Raw genomic sequence first — 16,642 nt, 5'->3', positions numbered from 1 at the left:
GGCAGGAAGTGCGCTTCCTGCTCGCCATTTTCTTATTGAGGAAACACCCATGACCCATCCGTCCGTCTACGCCCGCACCCAGCCGAACAAGATCGCCTATCAGATGGCGGCGACCGGCAAGGCGATCACCTATCGCGAGCTCGACGAGCTCTCGAACCAAGGCGCGCATCTGTTCCGTTCACTTGGGTTGAAGGCCGGCGACCACATCGCCTTCCTGATGGAGAACCGGCTGGCGTTCATGGAGATCTGCTGGGCCGCGCAGCGTGCGGGTCTCTATTACACCGCGATCAGCCGCTACCTCACCGAGGAAGAGATCGCCTACATCGTCAAGGATTGCGGCGCCAAGGTTTTCATCACCACGCCGCAATGCGCCGACAAGGTCACGGGGCTGATCAAGGGCGAACCCGGCGAGCCGCTGTTCTTCATGGTGGATGAGCCCGCGCCCGGCTTCCGCTCCTTCGACAGGGAAGCGATTGCGATGCCCGTGACGCCGATCGCGGACGAGGTCGCCGGCTACGACATGCTCTATTCGTCGGGCACCACCGGGCGGCCGAAGGGCATCAAGAAGGAGTTCGAGGGCAAGGCGATCGACGTGCCGAATCCGCTCTTGAAAATTCTCTGCGCCGACATGTGCGGCATGAATTCCGACAGCATCTATCTGTCGCCGGCGCCGCTCTATCATGCCGCTCCCTTGCGCTTCAACATGATGGCAATCACGCTCGGCGGCACCTCCATCATCATGGAGCACTTCGACGCCGAGGAATTCCTGAAGCTGGTCGGAAAATACAAGGTCACGCAGTCGCAGCTGGTGCCGACCATGTTCGTGCGCATGCTGAAGCTACCCGACGAAGTGCGCGCCCGCTACGACGTCTCGACCCTGAAGGGCGCGATCCATGCCGCAGCGCCCTGCCCGGTCGACGTGAAAGCAAAAATGATCGAATGGTGGGGGCCGATCCTGATCGAGTACTACGCCGGCTCCGAAGGCAACGGCGTCACGGTCTCGACCTCGCAGCAATGGCTCACCCATCGCGGCACCGTCGGCCGCGCCGTGGTCGGCAAGGTGAAAATCCTGGACGAGAACGACGAGGAGCGGCCGACCGGCGAAATCGGCACCGTCTACTTCGCCGACGCGCCCGCCTTCGCCTATCACAACGATCCCGAGAAGACGAAGAAGGCCTACAACGATAAGGGGTGGTCGACGCTCGGTGACGTCGGCTATCTCGACGACGAAGGCTATCTCTATCTCACCGACCGCAAGAGCTACATGATCATCTCCGGCGGGGTGAACATCTACCCGCAGGAGACCGAGGACGTCCTGATCACCCATCCCGCCGTCTCCGACGTTGCGGTATTTGGCGTGCCGAACGAAGAGATGGGCGAAGAGGTCAAGGCCGTGGTGCAGCCGCACGATATGACAAAAGCGGGCAAGGCGCTCGAGGTCGAACTAATCGCGTTCTGCCGCAAACATCTGTCGCCAATCAAATGCCCGAAAAGCATCGACTTCGAGGCGGAATTGCCGCGCACGCCGACCGGCAAGCTGGTGAAGCGGCATCTGCGCGACCGCTATTGGCCCAAGCCGGCGGCGAAGGCGTAGAATCGTAGGGCGGGCAAAGGCGCAAAGCGCCGTGCCCACCATTTGATCCGCGCAAAGAATGGTGGGCACGCTTACGCTTTGCCCACCCTACGAAATGCCGCGATTATTTTCGTCCTTCCTTCCCTTCTCCCCTTGTGGGAGAAGGTGCCTTCGCGGAACGCGGAGGCGGATGAGGGGTCTCTATCCGCGGAGACAGACCCCTCACCCGTCCGCGATGCTGCGCATCGCGTCCACCCTCTCCCACAAGGGGAGAGGGGAGAGAAAGGCGAATCCATTATGACCACCCTCCCCGATATCCCGCTGCCCGCCTCCATCCGCTCGCGCTACATCGAGAACATCAACGGCCTGCGCATGCATGTGCTGGAAGCTGGCTTCGAAACCCGCGGCCGGCCCTGCGTGCTGCTGCTGCACGGCTTCCCCGAACTCGCCTTCTCCTGGCGCAGGGTGATGCCGATTCTCGCGGAGGCCGGCTATCACGTCATAGCGCCGGACCAGCGCGGCTATGGCCGCACCACCGGATGGGATCCAGACTACGACGGCGATCTCGCCTCGTTCCGGCTCCCCAATCTGGTGCGCGACATGCTCGGGCTGGTGTCGGCGTTCGGCTACAGAAGCGTCGACGCCGTGATCGGTCATGATTTCGGCTCGTCGGTCGCGGCATGGTGCGCACTGATCCGGCCCGATGTGTTTCGTTCGGTCGTCATGATGAGCGCGCCGTTCGGCGGCCCGCCGCCGCTGCCGTTCAACACGGTGAGCGAGCCTGCCAGACGCAGCGATGATCCCATTCATCGCGATCTGGCCGCGCTGCCGCGCCCGCGCAAACATTATCAATGGTACTATTCGACGCGCGAGGCCAACGACGACATGCACCACGCGCCGCAGGGCGTGCATGATTTCCTGCGCGCCTACTATCATCACAAGAGCGCGGACTGGAAGGACAACAAGCCCTATCCGCTCAAATCATGGACCGCGGACGAAATCGCGAAGCTGCCGACCTACTACGTGATGGACCACGCCAAGGACATGGCCGCCACGGTCGCCGAGCAAATGCCTTCGCCGGAAGAAATCGCCGGGAATAAATGGTTGCCGGACAGCGAGCTGGCTTTCTATAGCGCCGAGTATGAACGCACCGGATTCCAGGGCGGTCTGCAATGGTATCGTTGCGGCACCTCGGGCGCGTTCACACCGGAATTGCAGACATGGTCGGGCCGCACCATCGACGTGCGCTCCGCCTTCATCTCGGGCAAGCAGGACTGGGGCACCTATCAACGCCCCGGCGTGTACGAGACGATGCAGTCGAGGGCCTGCACGAACATGATCGGCTGCCATCTCGTCGACGGCGCCGGCCACTGGGTGCAGCAGGAGCAGGCCAACAAGGTGAGCTGGTTGCTGGTGCAATTCCTGCGAGGGACGAAGGCGAGCAGTTAGACGAAGGCCCGGGCACGCCCCACAATTGACCACGGCAAACGCCGATATTAGAATGATTCTAAATTAAGAAAAGGCAGGCGTTCCGTGAAGAATTTCGCCGATCTGACCGAGCGCGAAGTGCTGGCCGTTGCGATCTCTTCCGAGGAAGAAGACAGCCGCATTTACATGACCTTCGCCGAGGACCTCGCGGAGCGCTATCCGGACTCGGCAAAAGTGTTCGAGGAGATGGCGGAAGAAGAGCGCGGCCATCGGCACCGCCTGCTCGAACTCTATGAGAAGCGTTTTGGCTCACATCTGCCGCCGATCCGTCGCGAGGACGTCAAGGGATTCCTGCGGCGACGGCCGATCTGGCTGACCAAGAACCTGCCGCTCGACACCATCCGGAAAGAAGTCGAGACGATGGAGCTCGAGGCCGAGCGCTTCTACGCCAAGGCCAGCGAGAAGGCGGACGACGTCGGCGTCCGCCGCTTGCTCGGGGATCTCGCCGAGGAGGAGAAGCACCACGAGAGGCTGGCGGTCAAGCTGACGGGCGAGATCCTCAGCCCCGATGTGCGCGCCGAAGAAGACAAGACGCGCCGGCGGATGTTCGTGCTGCAATATGTGCAGCCGGGGCTGGCCGGACTGATGGACGGATCGGTCTCGACGCTGGCGCCGCTGTTTGCCGCGGCCTTCGCCACGCACCAGAACTGGCAGACGTTTCTGGTCGGGCTGGCCGCCTCGATCGGCGCCGGCATCAGCATGGGCTTTGCCGAGGCGCTGTCGGATGACGGCTCGCTGACCGGGCGCGGCTCTCCCTGGCTGCGCGGCATCACCTGCGGGGTGATGACGACGCTCGGCGGCATCGGCCATACGCTGCCCTATCTCGTTCCCGACTCCTGGCCGAATGCGTTCTGGATCGCGACCGCGATCGCCTGCATCATCGTGTTCTTCGAATTATGGGCGATCGCCTTCATCCGCGCACGTTACATGGACACGCCGTTCCTGCAGGCGGTGTTCCAGATCGTGCTCGGCGGAGCAATCGTGCTGGCGGTGGGGATATTGATCGGGGCGGCTTAGGAGCTTCCGCGTCAGCTCCCGTTCAGATCGCCGATCTCGGGGAAGAACATCTCCTTCCACGTGGCCGGCTCGTTGTTCGTGGTGCCGACCCGGCGCATGAATTTTGCGAATTTCATCGTCGCGGCCGGCGTCATCGTCCATTCGACATTGGAAGCGGTCACCACCTTGGTCACCATTTCCAGCGGCAGCTTGGAATTGCTGTCGTTGATCCAGCTTTGCGCGGTCCCCTTCGGATCGGCCGCGATGATCGCGGTCGCCTCCTTCACCGCGTCGAGGAAGGCGGCGTAGAGTTCGGGATTCTCCTTCCGGAACCGCGCCGAGGTCCACGCCACCGTGAACGTGTGCGGTCCCAGCACATCGAACGACGACAGCACGGTGCGGATGTTGTTCTGTTCCAGTTGCTGGAACTGGAACGGCGGCACGCTGAAGGCCGAGCTGATGCCGCCCGCGCCGCTCAAGAGCGCAATGGTCGCGTCCGGCGGCGACATCGACACGGTGAGCGGATCGAGCTTGGCGTAGTTCTCATCGCCGAAGGTGGCGGCTGACGCCATCTGCAGCAGCACCGCCTGCACCGATACCTTGATCGAAGGCACCGCGATGCGGTCGCGCTCGGTGAAATCCTTGATCGACTTGATCGCGGGATTGGCGGTGTTGAGCAGGAACGGCTGCGAGCTCAGCGCGCAGATGCCTTTGACCTCGAACGAGGTGCCCCGCGTCTTGTCCCATAGCGTGATCAGGCCGGGCACGCCGCCGCTGACGATGTCAGTCGAATTCGACAGCAGCGCCTCGTTCATCGCCACCGGGCCGTTGAAGCGTTGCCAGGAAACCTTGAAATCCTTGAGGCCGCGTTGCGTGGCGTATTTCTCGATCAGTCTGTCGCGCTTCATGACGTTGAATTGCAGGTAGCCCATCGAGAATTGTTCGGCCAACCTGATTTCCGCGGCGCGCGCCGGCACCGTCGCACTGCCGATCGTGATGGCCATCACTGCGATGCACGCCGATCTCATCGGAGCCTCCCCGCTATTTTCATTTTTTGTTGATCGGCAGATTAGCGCGCAAACGGCGGCTTCGCCAAGGGGTAGCAGCGCGACCGAACCGCCACTGTACAGCCATTGCTCTTGCCGCGTGCGCTCAAACTGAGCATCATCCGCAGCCTTCATCGAAACAGAGCGGGGAGTACGCCGTGGCCAAATCGCAATGGAGCTTCAAGACCGCCGTCGAATTATCGGCCGCACTATCAGCGAAGAAGGTCTCCGCGGTCGAACTCGCCGAGGACGCGATCGGCCGCATCGAACGGCATGATGCGAAGATCAACGCGATGTGCGTTCGCGATTTCGAGCGCGGCCTGGCCGCCGCCCGCGCCGCCGACGCCGAACTGGCGCGCGGCGTCAGGAAGCCGCTGCTCGGCATCCCGCTGACCGTGAAGGAATCCTACAATATCGCGGGGCTGCCGACGACCTGGGGCATTCCGGCGCAAAAGGACTTCCGGCCTGTGGAGGATGCGCTGTCGATCTCGCGCGTCAAGGACGCCGGCGGCGTCATCCTCGGCAAGACCAACGTCCCGCTCGGGCTCGGCGACTGGCAGAGCTACAACGAGATCTACGGCACCACCAACAATCCCTTCGATCTCGGCCGCACGCCGGGCGGCTCGTCCGGCGGATCCTCGGCCGCGCTCGCGGCCGGCTACGGCCCGCTGTCGCTCGGCTCCGACATCGGCGGTTCCTTGCGCGTGCCCGCGTTCCATTGCGGCGTCTACGCGCACAAGCCGACCTTTGCACTGGTGCCCGGCCGCGGCCACACGCCGCCGCCGTTCCAGCCGCTGCCGATCGATCGCGACCTCGCCGTGATCGGCCCGATGGCACGCAGCGCCGCCGATCTGTCGCTGCTGCTCGACACCATCGCCGGCCCCGATCCGCTGGAGGCCGGCAAGGGCTACACGCTCGCACTGCCGGCTCCACGTCACGCCGCGCTGAAGGATTTTCGCGTGCTGGTGGTCGATACCGATCCGGTGATGCCGACCGACGAGGTGGTGCGCGGCACGATCCACCAACTCGCTGCCAATCTCGAAAAGGCCGGCGTCAGGATCGAGCGCAACAGCCCGCTGCTGCCGAACTTTGCCGAGACATCCCGCCTCTACATGCGGATGCTGATGTCGTTCCTCGGCGCCTCCTTCCCGCCGGAGGTCTATGCCGGCGCGCAGGCCGCCGTCGCCGCGCTGCCGGCGAGCGAGACAAGCCTCGCCGCCGAACGCCTGCGCGGCATAGCGCAAAGCCACCGCAACTGGCTGATGGACGACGGCGCGCGTGCGCGCCTGCGCGCGCAATGGCGCGAATTATTCAAGACTTATGATGCTGTGATCTGCCCGATCATGCCGACGCCGGCCTATCCGCACGATCATTCGGATGATCAGGAAAAGCGCCGCATCAGGATCGACGGCAAGGAACACGTCTATCCCGACATGCTCTCCTGGCCCGGCATCGCTACGCTACCCGGCCTACCCTCCACCGCGATCCCGACCGGATTTTCACCAGGTGGATTGCCGGTCGGCGTGCAGGTCGTCGGCCCCTGGCTGGAAGACCGCACGCCGCTGAAGCTCGCCGAACTGATCGAGCGGGAGTTCGGAGGGTTCAAACCGCCGCCGATGTTTGACGATTGAGGAGCGAAACTTACCTGCGGCGTCATTGCGAGAAGCGCAGCGACGAAGCAATCTATATCTCGCAAGCGGCGGCATGGATTGCTTCGCTGCGCTCGCAATGACGAAGGATGGAGCGAAGGAAATCCGATGAGCAAAGACATCGAAGAACTCACCGCCCTCAACCGCGATTACGTGAATTCAGTCCAGAACTCCGACGTCAAACGCTTCGACGAAATTCTTGCCGCCGACTTCTATTGCTCGAATCCCGACAAGTCGCTGGTCGACCGCGCGGCGTTCCTGAAGCAAACCGCCGTGCCGGTGACGATCAAGAATCTCACCGCGCACGACGTCAAGATTCGCGTGCTCGGCGACTTCGCCATCATCCACGCCGCCACCCGCTATACGACCGCGGACGGCCAGCAGGCGCATGGGCGCTATACCGATTGCTGGGCGAGGCAGAACGGGAAGTGGCTGGCCGTGTCAGCGCATGTGTCGCGGTGAATTATGGGCGTCATTCCGGGGCAGCCCGACAGGGCTGAACCCGGAATCTTGTGCCGCACATAACTTCGAGATCCCGGGTTCGATGCTTCGCATCGCCCCGGGATGACGACGTTGTCGTCAGCTATCAAACACGATCACGCTGCGCAGCGTCTTGCCGGCTTTCATGTTGGCAAAGCCCTCGTTGATTTCGGAAAGCTTCAGCTTGGCCGAAATCCAGTCTTCCAGGTGTAGCTTGCCGCGCATGTAGAACTCGACGAGGCGGGGCATGTCGACGCGGAAATGGTTGGAGCCCATCGACGAGCCCTGGATGCGGCGTTCGCGCAGGAAGTCGAAGCCGTGCAGCTCGATCTTCTGGCCGAACGGGATCATGCCGACGATGGTCGCGGTGCCGCCGGCCGCCAGCATCGCAAAGGACTGCTCGGCGGTTTCCTTGCGGCCCAGCACCTCGAAGGAATGATGCACGCCGCCGCCAGTGAGCTCGCGCACCTGCTGCACCACGTCGCCCCGCGCGGGATCGACGATGTCGGTGGCGCCGAGTTTGGTCGCAAGCTGCAGCTTGGCGGGGTTGGTGTCGATCGCGATGATACGGCCGGCGCCCGCGATCGCGGCGCCATTGATCGCGGCCATGCCGACGCCGCCACAGCCGATCACCGCCACGGTCTCGCCAGCCTGAACCTTTGCGGTGTTCACCACGGCGCCGTAGCCGGTGATGACGCCGCAGCCGATCAGCGCCGCCAGCTCCAGCGGCATGTCCTTGCGGATTTTGACGATGGCGTTTTCGTGCACCAGCATCTGCTCGGCAAAGGACGACAGGTTTAGGAACTGGTTGAGCTTCTCCGACCGCGCCCAGGACAGCCGGTTGGACGCACCCGGCAGCATCTTCACGGTGGTGTCGGTGCAGAGCACGGTGCGGCCGGTGGTGCAGTTGTCGCAGGTGCCGCAGAACACGGAGAGACACGTCACGACGTGATCGCCCGGCTTTACGTAGGTGACGTCGGGGCCGACCTTCTCGACCACGCCGGCGGATTCATGCCCGAGCACGGCGGGCAGCGGATGCGGGTAGAGCCCTTCCATGAAGTGCAGGTCGGAGTGACAGAGGCCGGCGACGCGGGTGCGGATCAGGACTTCGCGCGGGCCGGGGTTCGGCACGCTGACATCCTCGATCACCAGCGGCTGGTTGACTTCATGCAGAACGGCGGCCTTCATCGGGTGCTCCCTATATTTCTGTTATTTTTGAACCAGTATTGAAATCAGCCTACGCTGCGACGAGCAATTCGCCAACCTCGGCCATGCCGACGTCGCGATCGCCGAGCAGGTGGTCGGTGATGGCGCGCTGGGTGGCATTTTCCGTTAAGCGGAACGGATCGCCCGTCGAGACGCGATGGTCGATTACCATCCGCGACAGCAGCAGCCGCCGTGCATCGCCACGCATCTCGTGAATGCGGCCGCCTTCCCAAGCCAGCGCGACGGCGCTGGCAACCTGATAAAGCAGGCTGGTGGCGCGCCGCGCATCGCCCTCATTGTCGCTGCGGCTGGCGATTTCGCGCGCGAAGCCAACCGCGCGGTCGGTCAGTTCGCGCAGGCGATTGCGCCACGCCTGCGGCACGTTGGCGCTGTCGTCGAGACGGGCATGCAGATCGGCGGCGAGCGCGGCATCGGCGCCGTGACGGCCGACCGCGCGCGTCAGCGTGTCGATCGCGACGATGTTGCCGGTGCCTTCCCAGATCGAGCCGAGATGGGCGTCACGCAGCAGCCGGGCGGTCGCGAATTCCTCGATGTAGCCGATGCCGCCGCGCATCTCCAACGCATCGCCGCAGACCTTGCGCGCATCGCGCGTGGCGCGGAATTTCAGCGTCGGGGTGAGGATACGCAGCAGCGCCGCCGCATCCTGGCTGCCGGCTTCCGCGCGGTCGAGCGCGTCTGCGGTGAGAAAACTCATCGACAGCGCCTGCTCGGTCGGCAGCATGATCTTCATCAATTGCCGCCGTGCCAGCGGCAGGTCGATGATACGCTGGCCAAACACCACGCGGTTCTTCGCCACCGTCATCGCGTCATGGTGCGCACGCCGCATCAGCGCGGTGGATTTGACGCCGTTGGAGAGCCGCGATGAATTCACCATTTCGGCCATCTGCACGAAGCCGCGATCGAGCTTGCCGACCGCATAGGCGATCGCGCCTTCGAACTTGATCTCGCCCGAGGCCATCGAGCGGGTACCGAGCTTGTCCTTCAGGCGCACGATCCGGTAGTGGTTTTGCGAGCCGTCGTCGAGGAAGCGCGGCATCAGGAACAGCCCCACGCCGCGGGTGCCGGGGCCTGCGCCTTCCGGGCGCGCCAGCAGCATCACCACCTTGGCGTCGGCATTGGAGCAGAACCATTTCTCGCCATACAGGCGCCAGTGATCGCCTTCCTGCACGGCCCGCGTCGTCAGCGTGCCGACGTCGGAACCGCCTTCCTTCTCGGTCATGAACTGGCCACCCTGGGTCAGCTTGCTCATGTCGGTCTGGGTCAGGCCGTCGAGATATTTTGCCTTCAGCGCGTCACTGCCGAAATTGTTGAGCAGCTTTGCGCAACCGTCGGTGACGTTGATCGGGCAGCCCATGCCGAATTCAGTCTGATTGAACAGGAAGGTGAAGGCGTGCTTGGCCACGACGGGATATTTGTCCGGCCAGCCCATGATGCCCTTGCGGATCGACAGTGCGTGAATGCCGAACTCGCCGAACGCAGCCTTTTCCAGCTCGCGATAGGCCGGGTGGTATTCGATATACTGGGTATCGCGGCCGAACTTGTCGCGCTGGTGCAGCACCGGCGTGTGGCGATCGGCGAGCCGCGCGCATTCGTCGAGATAACCGCCAGCGAGTTCACCGAGGCGGTCGAGATGCGGCTCGATATGGCGGAACAGCGCATCTGATAGATGCAGCCGCAGCAGATCCGTCAACGCCGGATCGGCCCGATAGAAATTCATGCCCGTCGTGTCAGGCGCGAGCAATCCCGGCTGGCTGGCTGACGCCGCTCCGCGATCTTGCATGAGTGGATGCATTTTTGGCCCTTGTTCGTTCCGCCCGATCTTGATCATCTACCGATAACGCAGGCGGACGCGCCGTCAACACGCATAATTGGAGGGCCGCCCGATTGCCAGGCGGAATCGGGTTCCTAAATACCGAGTCCCACCATCCGAGGACCGTCCCATGGAAATTCCGAAGTACAAGATTGCCCTGATCGTCGGCGTCGGCGAGGGATTGAGCGCATCGCTGGCGCGGCTGTTCGCGCGCGAAGGCATCAAGGTTGCGCTCGCCGCGCGCAAGATCGAGAAACTCGGCGCGCTCTGCACCGAAACCGGCGCCCGCGCCTTTGCCTGCAACGCTACCGAGGCCGAGGAGGTCGAACGCCTGTTCGGCATGGTCGAGCGCGAGATCGGCACGCCCGACATCGTCGTCTATAATGCCAGCGCCCGCGCGCGTGGCGCCTTCACCGATCTGGTTCCGGCCGAAGTTGCGAACGCCATCACGGTTTCCGCTTTCGGCGGCTTCCTGGTGGCACAGCAGGCGGCAACGCGCATGCTGCCAAACAAGCACGGCGCGATCCTGTTCACCGGCGCCTCCGCCAGCGTCAAGGGCTATCCGCAGTCGGCGCCGTTCGCGATGGGAAAATTCGCGCTGCGGGGGCTGGCCCAGAGCATGGCGCGCGAATTGTCGCCGCAGGGCATCCATGTCGCGCATTTCGTCATCGACGGCGGCATCCGCAGCGCTGTTCGCACCGAGCCCGCCGATAAGCCGGACTCGATGCTCGATCCCGACGCGATCGCGCTGAGCTACTGGAGCGTGCTGCAGCAGCCGCGTAGCGCCTGGACCTGGGAAGTGGAATTGCGGCCGTGGGTGGAGAAGTTTTAGCAGCCGATGCCGTCATTCCGGGGCGATGCGAAGCATCGAACTACGGTGCGCAGTTGCGCACCTGAGAATCTCGAGATTCCGGGTCTGGTGCTTACGCACCATCCCGGAATGACGTGCCAAAAATAAATAAGGGGGAAACCATGACCACCGAAACCAAAATCGATACCGGCACCGAGGAACTGCTCTGCGTGATCCGCGACCGTGTCGCGATCATCACGCTGAACCGCCCGGAAGCGCGCAACGCGTTTTCGGACACGTTGACGCCGGCGCTGCGCAACATGATCAAGGCCTGCGGTGAAAATCCCGAGGTCGGCGCGCTGCTGCTCACCGGCGCCGGCACTGCGTTCTGCGCCGGCGGCAACGTCAAGGGCATGGGCGCCAACCGCGACAAGACAAAGCTCGCGATGTCCCACGACGAGCGGGTCGCCGATCTGCAGGAGCGGCAACGTCTGTTGACCGGGGCGCTGGTCGCGGTGCGGAAGCCGACCATTGCCGCCCTGCCCGGCGCCGCGGTCGGAGCCGGCCTCGCTCTGGCGCTGGCCTGCGACATCAGGATATCAGCGCAATCGGCGTTCCTTTCCACCGGCTATCTCAAGGTCGGCCTCAGCGGCGACTACGGTATTGCCTGGCTCCTGACACGCCTGGTCGGCACTTCGCGGGCGCGCGAGTTGATGTTCACTTGCGACAGGGTCGATGCCGCCAGGTGCGAGGCGATCGGCCTGGTGAACCGCGTGGTGCCCGACGACCGGTTGCAGGCGGAAGCCTTCGCGCTCGCCAAATCGATCGCCGAAGGACCGACGATCGCGATCCGCTACATGAAGGACAATCTGGACGAGGCCCTGATGTTCGATTTCGCCACGGCGCGCGACCATGAGGCGGAGCGCATGATCCGAACCCAGGTGACCGCCGATCACAAGGAAGCGGTGCAGGCCTTCATCGAAAAGCGCAAGCCGGTGTTCAAGGGCAAGTGAATATCTTGTAGCCCGGATGAGCGGAGCGACATCCGGGATCGGGTCCCGCTGCAGCGAGAGTTTCCCCGGATATCGCTTCGCTCATCCGGGCTACGAAGTTGCGAAACTAGATCGGGTTCTCCGCAAACAGCCGCGCCACCATCACCGAATCGAGATAGGCGCGGACGCGCACGATAACGTCGTTCCTGAAATAGCAGACCCAGCAGTAATGATTGTCGAAGCGGAAGCCGTTCTTGGCGGTCGCTTCGGAATGCAGCTCCACAATCGCGACATCGTCCTGCACGATCAGGCTGTCGACATGTAGCTGCGCGCCGTTCGGCAGCACCTTGCCGAGGTTGGCAAATGTGCCGGCGATGAAATCGGCCTTCGACAAATAACGACCGGCGAGCGGATGCGTGCCCATCACAGTCCAGTCGACGTCATCGGCGACGTGGGCGAAGAAGCCGGCGCCATCGCCATGCTCGAGGCCGGCAAAGATTTTTCGCACGAATTCCGCATCGACTGCCATGATCAGCCCCTCCCTGCGAAGTCGCGGAAGGAAGGCTAGACCGCGGCGGAAGCATTATCAATCGGCCGCCGCCCGCCCCCGCGCGCGAAATCGACGAACGCGCGCAGCGCGGCGGGCAGTTGCCGCCGGCTCGAATAATACAGAAAGAAGCCGGGATAGGCCGGGCACCAGTCGGCCAGCACGCGCACCAGCTTGCGTTTGGCGATCAGCTCATCGACCTGCGCCTCGAACACGAAGGCGAGTCCGGCGCCGTCGAGCGCCGCATCGACCATCAAATCCTGGTCGTTGAGCGTCAGCGGCCCCTCGACATCGATATCGACCTCGATGCCGCCGCGCTCGAATTCCCAGCGATATATCACGCCGCTGGTGAAGCGGTAGCGGATGCACGGCATGCCCTTGAGGTCATGCGGCGTGATCGGCGGCTTGTGGGCCTTGAAATAGCCGGGCGAGCCCACGACCGCAAAGCGGTGCCGCGGGCCGATCGGGACCGCGATCATGTCGGCGGCGATGGTCTCGCCGAACCGGACGCCGGCGTCGAAGCCCGCCGCGACCGTATCGATCAGCGCGTCGTTGATGACGATCTCGACATTGACGTCGGGAAAGCTCTTGAGGAAACGCGTCACGATCGGCAGCAGCACCAGTTGCGTCGATTGCCGCGCGGCGTTGAAGCGCAGCGTGCCGGCCGGTTTGCCGCGGAAGTTATTGAGATCCTCCAGCGCGTCGTCGATATCGCGGAACGCCGGGCTGATCCGCGAGAACAGCCGCTCGCCGGCCTCCGTCAGCGCGACGCTGCGCGTGGTGCGGTTGATCAGCCGCAGATCCAGCCGCTCCTCGATGTTGCGCAGCGCGTGGCTCAGCGCCGAGGCCGAGACGCCGAGCTCGGTGGCGGCCGCGCGAAAGCTGCGGTGCCGGGCGATGGCCAGGAAGGTCGCGAGGTCTGACGGGTCAATCCGCATTGATGAATTTTTCTCAGTAACTCATGGAGTATTTAGCGGATTATCTCAGATATGGCGAACCGCTATTCCTTGCCCATCAGGCCAGGCGATCCCGCCGGGCCCTACCGAAAGGGCAAGAAAATGCGTGTCTGGTTCATCACAGGAGCTTCCCGGGGTTTTGGCGCGCTGATCGCAGAAGCCGCACTGAAGGCGGGCGATGCGGTGGTCGCTACCGCGCGCGATCCCAACACCGTCACTGCGCGGCTCGGCACACATGAGCGGCTGCTGGCGACGCGGCTCGACGTCACCAGCGAGGCCGAGGCCCATGAGGCTGCAGGCCAGGCGGTGAAAAAATTCGGCCGCATCGATATCCTCGTCAACAATGCCGGCTATGGCCTGCTGGGCGCGATCGAGGAAGCCAGCGCCTCCGAGACGGCCAAGCTGTTCAACACCAACGTGTTCGGTCTGCTCGGCGTTACCAGGGCGGTGCTGCCGCATATGCGCCGGCAGCGCTCGGGCCACGTCATCAACATCTCCTCGGTCGGCGGCTATACCGGCTATCCCGGCTGGGGCGTCTATGGCGCGACCAAGTTCGCGGTCGAAGGCATCAGCGAGGCGCTGTCAGCCGAAGTCGCGCCGCTCGGCATCAAGGTCACCGTGGTCGAGCCCGGCTTCTTCCGCACCGATTTCCTCGACGAGACGTCGCTGGCGCGCACCGCGCAGCACATCGACGACTATCGCGAGAGCGTCGGCAACACCCGGGCGTACGCCGCCGACGTCAATCACGGCCAGCGCGGCGACCCGCGCAAGCTGGCGAGCGCGTTCATCGCGCTGGTGAATGCGAAGAACCCGCCGCTGCGGCTGCCGCTCGGCAGCGACACGGTGGAGCGGATCGAAGCCAAGAACGCGTTCGTTGCAAGGGAACTGACGGAATGGAGGACGCTGGCGACCTCTACCGACTTCACTGACGAAGCCGCGTAACGACGGAAAATAGCCCGGTTCTGGTGCGGCCAGAACCGGGCTCAGTGATCAAACCGCAAGCGAGGACATGGCGCTGGGAGAGACGGCGGCAAGCCGCCAACTGGCGCATGGGATTTCCTGCGGCTCGATATGGATCTGTTTCTGGAAGCGCGTCAGCCTCCAGTCGCCGGGCGTATTGGTGAAGGCGTAGCCAGCCTTGCGGGCGAGCGCGATCATGACGTCGTTGGAACGCAGCGTGTCGCCAAAGATGCGCTCGGCGCCGAACGAGGCCGCGCGGCATTCGAGATTCTTCAACAGCGCCTTGCCGATACCGTGGCCCTGCCAGCGGTCATCGATCGACAGGCCGAACTCGATGGAAGCAGCTTCGCTGTCGAAGGCGTAGCGGGCCTCACCGACGATGGTCTCCCGGCCATCGACCAGCACGGTCGCGACCACGCTGAATCGGTCAGCTTCGCCGACGTGAATGAAATCCTCGAGCACCGATGGCGGCAGCTCGCTGGCTGCGCCGAGAAAGCGGCTGTAGCGCGAACGCGTCGAGAGCGAGCGGAAATAATTTTGCAGCGCCTCGGCATCGCGCGGCTCGACGAAGCGCACGGTCACGGCCTGGCCGTGCCGCGAGCGCAGCACGTCCGAATACTGCCTGAAATCGTCGAAACGTAGCGTGGTCATGGCGCGCTCCTGCCGCCCTTAAAGAAAATGGCTGGCGCCCCTCTGATGAGGCGGCGCCAGCCGGCTGCTACTCAAGCCCGCCAGAACGGCTTATCGGCCTCGTAGGCGACGTCGCTCCAGGAGATGCCGATATCGTGCAGTTCCCGGTCCGACCAGCTCGCCAGTTCGCGGCGCGACTGGTAGCGCTGCCGCCAGACATGAAGGGTTTCGGCCAACTGGCTCAAAACCCCCGCTCCATGATGATTTATCATCGATTCATGCGTGTAAGTGGACATTTTCGGCTCCTGTAGTAATCTGTTGGTGCTAGTATCTGCCTTGTTCGGGCCTTCCACAAACGACACTTTGTACCGTTTCGGATGAAATAAACTCATGTATTGGGGGATCGCGGAATGACCGCCAGGCTGCCGTCGCTCAATGGTCTGCGGGCCTTCGAGGCCGCCGCCCGGCATTTAAGCTTTACCCAGGCCGCCTCTGAGCTGAACGTCACGCAGACCGCGATCAGCCACCAGATCAAGCGGCTGGAAGAGGAGCTCGGCGTCCGCCTGTTCATCCGCCAGAACCGCTCGCTGGCGCTGACGGCGGAAGCGCAGGACTACCTTCCGGGCATCCGCGCCGCCTTCAACGATCTGCGCCTTGCGACCGACCGCCTGCTGCGCAAGGACGACGACCGTGTGCTGACGGTGTCGACGCTGGCTTCGCTCGCGGCCAAATGGCTGCTGCCACGACTGACCGCATTCCAGGAAGTTCATCCCGGCATCGACGTGCGCATCACCACCTCGACCAACCTGGTCGATTTCCAGCGCGACAATGTCGATGCCGGCATCCGCTATGGCCGCGGCCAATGGCCGGGCGTTCGCGCCGACTGGCTGATGGCGGACGAGCTCTTCCCGGTATGCAGCCCGGCGCTGCTCCAAGGCAACAAGCCGCTGAAATGCCCGGAGGACCTGCGGGATCACGTGCTGCTGCACACCAGCAACGCCAACTATGACGACTGGCGGCTGTGGCTGACGGCCGCTGGCCTGCCGGCGGATTTTTCCAAGCAGCCGGGCGTGACCTTCGACATGATCTTCATGACCGTGCAGGCCGCGATCGACGGCCTCGGCGTTGCCATGGGCCGCACTGCCTATGTGCAGGAAGACATCGCCAAGGGACGCCTCGTCGTTCCCTTCAAGATCGCTTTTCCGGTCGATGCGGGATTCTATCTGGTGTCGCCCGAGGGCAGAAGCGATCCACCAAAACTTGCGGCGTTCCGACAATGGCTGCTCGCCTCGGTGCGGAACCATCCCTGAGCGTGTGCGCTTATTTCGCACAGCGTGCGGCATGCGACATCGTCGCATGCCGCCGCGCAAATCACGCATGCGAGTGCACGAGAGGCGTGACGCGGCCGTTGCATCAGGCTAGAAAATCTTGAGGGGCGGATGGAGTTGCCTGGCCGAGCGCCGGTTTGATTTTCCAGGCCAACAACGACAACAAGAGC

The 16,642-nt window shown here is 63.6% G+C and carries 16 protein-coding genes; 9 read left to right on the top strand and 7 right to left on the bottom strand.

Annotated features, from left to right (window positions below; genetic code table 11):
* The first annotated feature begins 49 nt into the window (after window positions 1-49).
* The 3 genes from LMTR21_RS03325 (at window position 50) to mbfA (ending at window position 4,078) form a co-directional block, all read left to right on the top strand.
* Entirely contained in the window at window positions 50-1,594 is a 1,545-nt protein-coding gene (locus LMTR21_RS03325; protein ID WP_065751369.1) for an acyl-CoA synthetase, read from the top strand.
* Between the two features lie 276 nt (window positions 1,595-1,870).
* Window positions 1,871-3,022, top strand: a complete 1,152-nt coding sequence (locus LMTR21_RS03320; protein ID WP_065751370.1) for an alpha/beta fold hydrolase — start codon at window positions 1,871-1,873, stop codon at window positions 3,020-3,022.
* 84 nt (window positions 3,023-3,106) lie between these two features.
* Window positions 3,107-4,078, top strand: a complete 972-nt coding sequence (gene mbfA, locus LMTR21_RS03315; protein ID WP_065751371.1) for an iron exporter MbfA — start codon at window positions 3,107-3,109, stop codon at window positions 4,076-4,078.
* Between the two features lie 11 nt (window positions 4,079-4,089).
* Here mbfA and LMTR21_RS03310 read toward each other — a convergent pair whose 3' ends face one another.
* Window positions 4,090-5,085, bottom strand: coding sequence for an ABC transporter substrate-binding protein (locus tag LMTR21_RS03310; protein ID WP_065751372.1), 996 nt, complete (start codon window positions 5,083-5,085; stop codon window positions 4,090-4,092).
* Between the two features lie 176 nt (window positions 5,086-5,261).
* On the opposite strand from LMTR21_RS03310, the gene LMTR21_RS03305 reads away from it, so the two are divergent.
* Together LMTR21_RS03305 and LMTR21_RS03300 are read left to right on the top strand one after the other, a co-directional pair.
* Complete coding sequence (locus tag LMTR21_RS03305) at window positions 5,262-6,734, top strand: amidase (RefSeq protein ID WP_065751373.1); 1,473 nt, start codon at window positions 5,262-5,264, stop codon at window positions 6,732-6,734.
* A 126-nt stretch (window positions 6,735-6,860) separates the two neighbouring features.
* Window positions 6,861-7,214, top strand: a complete 354-nt coding sequence (locus LMTR21_RS03300) for a nuclear transport factor 2 family protein (RefSeq protein ID WP_065751374.1) — start codon at window positions 6,861-6,863, stop codon at window positions 7,212-7,214.
* A 117-nt stretch (window positions 7,215-7,331) separates the two neighbouring features.
* Here LMTR21_RS03300 and LMTR21_RS03295 read toward each other — a convergent pair whose 3' ends face one another.
* Both LMTR21_RS03295 and LMTR21_RS03290 read right to left on the bottom strand, forming a co-directional pair.
* A complete protein-coding gene (locus LMTR21_RS03295) occupies window positions 7,332-8,420 on the bottom strand; it encodes a Zn-dependent alcohol dehydrogenase (RefSeq protein WP_065751375.1) in 1,089 nt (362 codons plus the stop codon).
* Window positions 8,421-8,469: 49 nt separating this feature from the next.
* On the bottom strand, window positions 8,470-10,239 hold the full coding sequence (locus LMTR21_RS03290) for an acyl-CoA dehydrogenase family protein (protein ID WP_430642526.1): 1,770 nt from the start codon (window positions 10,237-10,239) through the stop codon (window positions 8,470-8,472).
* Window positions 10,240-10,399: 160 nt separating this feature from the next.
* Here LMTR21_RS03290 and LMTR21_RS03285 point away from each other — a divergent pair, with 160 nt between their 5' ends.
* On the top strand, window positions 10,400-11,101 hold the full coding sequence (locus LMTR21_RS03285; RefSeq protein WP_065751377.1) for an SDR family NAD(P)-dependent oxidoreductase: 702 nt from the start codon (window positions 10,400-10,402) through the stop codon (window positions 11,099-11,101).
* Between the two features lie 140 nt (window positions 11,102-11,241).
* Window positions 11,242-12,072, top strand: a complete 831-nt coding sequence (locus LMTR21_RS03280; protein WP_065751378.1) for an enoyl-CoA hydratase — start codon at window positions 11,242-11,244, stop codon at window positions 12,070-12,072.
* Window positions 12,073-12,178: 106 nt separating this feature from the next.
* Here the strand turns inward: LMTR21_RS03280 and LMTR21_RS03275 are convergent, their stop codons facing one another.
* Entirely contained in the window at window positions 12,179-12,580 is a 402-nt protein-coding gene (locus LMTR21_RS03275) for a nuclear transport factor 2 family protein (RefSeq protein ID WP_065751379.1), read from the bottom strand.
* A gap of 35 nt (window positions 12,581-12,615) precedes the next feature.
* Window positions 12,616-13,536 (bottom strand): LysR family transcriptional regulator, encoded by a 921-nt coding sequence (locus LMTR21_RS03270; RefSeq protein ID WP_065751380.1) that lies wholly within the window; start codon window positions 13,534-13,536, stop codon window positions 12,616-12,618.
* Window positions 13,537-13,656: 120 nt separating this feature from the next.
* Between LMTR21_RS03270 and LMTR21_RS03265 the strand changes: the two genes are divergently transcribed.
* Window positions 13,657-14,496 carry an oxidoreductase gene (locus LMTR21_RS03265; protein ID WP_065751433.1) on the top strand — a complete coding sequence of 280 codons (840 nt, stop codon included), beginning with the start codon at window positions 13,657-13,659 and terminating at the stop codon, window positions 14,494-14,496.
* A 48-nt stretch (window positions 14,497-14,544) separates the two neighbouring features.
* Here LMTR21_RS03265 and LMTR21_RS03260 read toward each other — a convergent pair whose 3' ends face one another.
* Together LMTR21_RS03260 and LMTR21_RS03255 are read right to left on the bottom strand one after the other, a co-directional pair.
* Window positions 14,545-15,165, bottom strand: a complete 621-nt coding sequence (locus tag LMTR21_RS03260; protein ID WP_065751381.1) for a GNAT family N-acetyltransferase — start codon at window positions 15,163-15,165, stop codon at window positions 14,545-14,547.
* A gap of 71 nt (window positions 15,166-15,236) precedes the next feature.
* Entirely contained in the window at window positions 15,237-15,389 is a 153-nt protein-coding gene (locus LMTR21_RS03255; protein ID WP_430642525.1) for a DUF1127 domain-containing protein, read from the bottom strand.
* 165 nt (window positions 15,390-15,554) lie between these two features.
* Between LMTR21_RS03255 and LMTR21_RS03250 the strand changes: the two genes are divergently transcribed.
* The gene (locus LMTR21_RS03250) at window positions 15,555-16,454 is read left to right on the top strand and encodes a transcriptional regulator GcvA (RefSeq protein ID WP_065751383.1); all 900 of its coding nucleotides are present in this window, start codon (window positions 15,555-15,557) and stop codon (window positions 16,452-16,454) included.
* Window positions 16,455-16,642 lie beyond the last annotated feature (188 nt).

This window comes from Bradyrhizobium paxllaeri, from assembly GCF_001693515.2.
In the GTDB taxonomy this organism is placed as follows: domain Bacteria; phylum Pseudomonadota; class Alphaproteobacteria; order Rhizobiales; family Xanthobacteraceae; genus Bradyrhizobium; species Bradyrhizobium paxllaeri.
This window is presented reverse-complemented; position numbering and strand designations above follow the sequence as displayed.